The 3,902-nt window shown below is 39.8% G+C and carries 4 protein-coding genes; 2 read left to right on the top strand and 2 right to left on the bottom strand.

Annotated elements, in window-relative coordinates; genetic code table 11:
- Together E1163_RS07375 and E1163_RS07370 are read left to right on the top strand one after the other, a co-directional pair.
- Positions 1 to 525, top strand: a 525-nt coding sequence (locus E1163_RS07375) for a YceI family protein (RefSeq protein WP_155170793.1), incomplete at its 5' end; no start/stop codon positions are given.
- Between the two features lie 102 nt (positions 526 to 627).
- Entirely contained in the window at positions 628 to 1,092 is a 465-nt protein-coding gene (locus E1163_RS07370) for a MarR family winged helix-turn-helix transcriptional regulator (protein WP_246223542.1), read from the top strand.
- Positions 1,093 to 1,366: 274 nt separating this feature from the next.
- Here the strand turns inward: E1163_RS07370 and E1163_RS07365 are convergent, their stop codons facing one another.
- Complete coding sequence (locus E1163_RS07365) at positions 1,367 to 3,190, bottom strand: tetratricopeptide repeat-containing sensor histidine kinase (RefSeq protein WP_185156003.1); 1,824 nt, start codon at positions 3,188 to 3,190, stop codon at positions 1,367 to 1,369.
- Positions 3,191 to 3,302: 112 nt separating this feature from the next.
- On the bottom strand, positions 3,303 to 3,653 hold the full coding sequence (locus tag E1163_RS07360; RefSeq protein WP_155170791.1) for a hypothetical protein: 351 nt from the start codon (positions 3,651 to 3,653) through the stop codon (positions 3,303 to 3,305).
- Positions 3,654 to 3,902 lie beyond the last annotated feature (249 nt).

Raw genomic sequence — 3,902 nt, 5'->3', positions numbered from 1 at the left:
GGTCAAACCAAATGGGGCATTGATGCAGCGCATTCAAACATTGGCTTTACCGTGAGCCACATGGTTATTTCTGAAACAGAAGGAAATTTCAAGGAATTTGATGCTACAGTCACCAGCAGCAAAGAAGATTTTGACGGAGCAGAAGTTGTGTTTACTGCCAAGGTAGCCTCTATTGACACTGACAATGAGAAAAGGGATGAGCACTTGAAAGGAGAAGATTTTTTCAATGCTGAAAAATATCCTGAAATCAAATTTGACGGAAAAATCAAAAAATCAGGTTCAAAGTATCAGTTGGTAGGTGATTTCACCATGAGAGGTGTAACCAAAAAGGTAACTTTCGATGTTAAATATAATGGAACTGTTAAAGATCCATGGGGAAACATCAAATCAGGATTTAAAATAAACGGTACTGTGAACCGTCAGGAGTATGGTTTGAAGTGGGGAGCATTAACTGAAGCAGGTGGTGCTGTGGTAGGTGATGAAGTCAATATCATCTGTAATGTTGAGTTACAGAAAAAAGGTTAGTATCTTGGAGGGTTAAAAAGACCCTCCAGCTTTTTTACAAACAAAATATGGACTTGGGTATCTCAAGTCCACATTATCTGTTTCACTTATATACCGCTGGAGATGAACCCCATAGAAATGAAGTTTGAAGAAGAAATACAGCAGAAGAAATTCAAAAGTGAGAAACAGAAGGCTACGTTAAACCTGCTTTTCACCTCAGGATGGCTGGTTAACAAGCATAAAGAGTTTTTTAAGCCCTTTGGCATTACCAACCAACAATACAACGTACTACGCATACTACGTGGCCAACACCCCAAGTCCATTTCCACATGCGGTATCAAAGAACGCATGCTGGACAGAAACTCTGACGTTTCCAGAATAGTTGACCGCCTTACTTTAAAAAACTGGGTGAGCAAAGAGACCTGCCCTAATGACCGCCGCCTTGTGGATGTAATGATCACTGACGATGGACTGGCGCTACTTAAAAAGATGGATGATGCCATAGATGAGATCGATCAGGAATTGGGCAATTTGACGGAAAAAGATGCCGAACTCCTGAATGAATTGCTGGACAGGGTCAGGGAGTAGTACCATTTCAGCCTTTACTCGCTGAAGCCGGAATAGTTAACGAGGAATAAGCTGTTTAGAACTGTAGCAAACCTAGCTAAATTAGAGCTTTACTAAACTTCTAACAGTTTGGTAAAGCTTAACTGTTTGGAAGTGCTGATGGCTGCATACTATTAAACTGAAGAAATTCCACTCCTTCAGGGTTTGCATCTTTGACAAGAAAGGCCTTACGCCCCATCTTATAAGGTGAGACTAAATTCTCTATGCATTCGGCAGATGAAGCGTTACCAATGAATTAAGAATTCATCATTTCAGGTGTGGGAGCAATCTTATGCAATGGCATATGTATGGTAAAAGTGGTCCCCTCTCCTTCCTCGCTTTCAACGGTAATGCTACCGCCATTCATTTCCGAAAAAGAATAAACCAACTGCAAACCCAGTCCTAGCCCCTTCTCTCCTTCTGTTCCCCATGACCTTTTATGGCCGCCCAGTTTAAACAGGCTTTGCAATTGCTCTTGAGAGATCCCTCTTCCCGTATCTGACACGTGCAGTGCCGCCATGTCACCATCTTTTTCGGCAGACAAGGTTACTGAGCCTCCTTCTTCAGTGAATTTCAAAGCGTTGTTTACCAGGTTCCTCAGTATTGTCCTCAAACTGTTACTATCGACCCAAAGTTGAATATCCTGGGGTATATTGGTGGTCAAATTAATTTTCTTAGCCTGAGCCATATTGTGAAACAGCCCCATAACGTCCTCAGAAAGGTCATGAAGGCTAACCTCCTCCGGACTGTAAGGCACCTTACCCTGCTGCGAAACCGCCCAATCCAGTAAATCATCCAGCAGTGTTGACAGTTGATCAACTGATTTGTCAAAGTGTTGGTTAAGTTCAGCCAGCTCATCTATACAATTCTGGTCGATGTACATTTTGATAAGCCTTGACATACCCTTAAAAGCATGCACCGGTCCACGCAAGTCGTGGGAAATAATGGAAAAGAACTTGTCTTTCGACTGGTTTAGCTCATCCAACTGGTCCCGCTGGGCTTCAATTTCTTCTTTCTGCTCGCTGAGTATCTGATTGGTTTGCTGCCTCTGCTTGCTGTTTTTGTAAAACATCAATGCCAAAGCTGCCACGAGTAGAATTACGAGGGTAAGGCCTACGCCTATAATTTGTTGATTGCGCTTTTGTTCATTTAGAAGGTCTACTTCCGCTTGTTTTTGTGACACTTCATATTCAGTGCGCAAGTCCGCCATTTTGCGTATGGTTTCTTCGTTATTGATACTGTCGCGGTAGGCTATATATTGGCTCTGGAAGTTGAAGGCTTTTTCGTAGTCTTTGAGGTCGCTGTATAGTTCTGAGAGTTTTAGAGATGCATCGCGGACTTGTTCTTTAAAGCCCCCTTTAACAGCTTCTTTGTGGCTTCGGTTTGCGTACTCCAATGCTCTTTGGTAGTCGCCTTTATCTTTGTAGATGTCTGCCATGTAGGTATCGTAAATTGATACGGCATATGTATCTCCAAGCTCTTCCAACACTATAACTGCTTCACTAATATTTTTCTCGGCAAGATTATTTTTTCCTCGTTCAGCATAGATAAGACCAATGTTCCCAAGATTATAGGCTATGCCGATATCATAATTCTTTTGTTTAAAAATCTCAAGAGATTCCTGAAAATATATTAAAGCTGAATCAAACTTATAATCAATTCTATATAACTCCCCCGTATTTAACAATCCAGTTGCTAATTTGATTGAGTCATTAGTCTCCCGAAACTTCTTTATACCCAAATTATAATATTTTAAAGCTTCCCGATAGTTGTTTTCAACCCTATATACACTCCCTATGGCCGTGAATGCAACTGCCTCTCTTTTTTTATCCATTAACTTTTCTGCGATCTGCAAACTTTGCAAAAGAGCATCAAGCGCCTTATCCAATAACCCCATTTTCCTATAGGCATGTCCTATGTTTAATTTACTTTTATACAAGAAAACTTGATTCCCAATATTTTCGGCAAGCTCTGACGCCATAACTGCATAGAAAAGCCTCATTTCTGGGTCATTGTGATGCTTGAAAACTTCGCTTAAAACTTCCAGTTTTAAAGAATCTGACAACTCTTCTGTTTCCAATATAAATATTAAACTGTCAGCCTTAACTTGATCCTGCCCAAATAAAGTGCATGTAAAAAAAATAAAGCCTATAATTAAATAGGCTCTTATAAAAATCAAATCATATTTATCTTCAATCATCATCTTGTATATCCAACTCAGGATCATCAATATACTTCACCCCATTAATCTTATATGCAATATTATAAGATTCTTTCCCCGTAGCTGAGTTACTTACAATCCCCATAAAAGAACCATCGCTTTGCTTGGCCGGGTCACTGCTAAAAATATCCTGGCTGTCTGTCTTTGCGTAAATGTTGACGATCTCATCGATACCTCCTCCGCTAACCAGTTGCCAGGTTACGGTATCTCCGGGAGATACTTCGGTGGTAATTGAGTTGTCTCCGGAGTGTCCTTCATTATCTGAAAGGAACAGTCCGTTTCCATTAGTTTGTTTACTAATAAAAATAGTTTCGGTTGCCATAGTTAATTAATGTTAGTTATGGTTAAAAATATAAGGTTAAATGGCTTTGACGGGGTTTGACGGAGCTTCATAGTTACTTATTGAATAAGTTGGCATTTAAGCACTTTGAGGTCCAATCAAAATATAAGCACTATCCAAGTTTAAAAAAATAAAGGTTTAAATGAAATAAAAACTTGAAAGACTTATCAACAATCATTTTCTGAAATATGCAACAGGCGATGGATGTAAGGTAGGAAATTATCTCTATTT

Source organism: Fulvivirga kasyanovii (assembly GCF_009711405.1).
Taxonomy (GTDB): domain Bacteria; phylum Bacteroidota; class Bacteroidia; order Cytophagales; family Cyclobacteriaceae; genus Fulvivirga; species Fulvivirga kasyanovii.
This window is presented reverse-complemented; position numbering and strand designations above follow the sequence as displayed.

Coding starts and splice junctions, on each gene's coding strand:
- E1163_RS07370 (WP_246223542.1), top strand. CDS start 628: ATGAACCCCATAGAAATGAAGTTTGAAGAAGAAATACAGCAGAAGAAA.
- E1163_RS07360 (WP_155170791.1), bottom strand. CDS start 3,653: ATGGCAACCGAAACTATTTTTATTAGTAAACAAACTAATGGAAACGGA.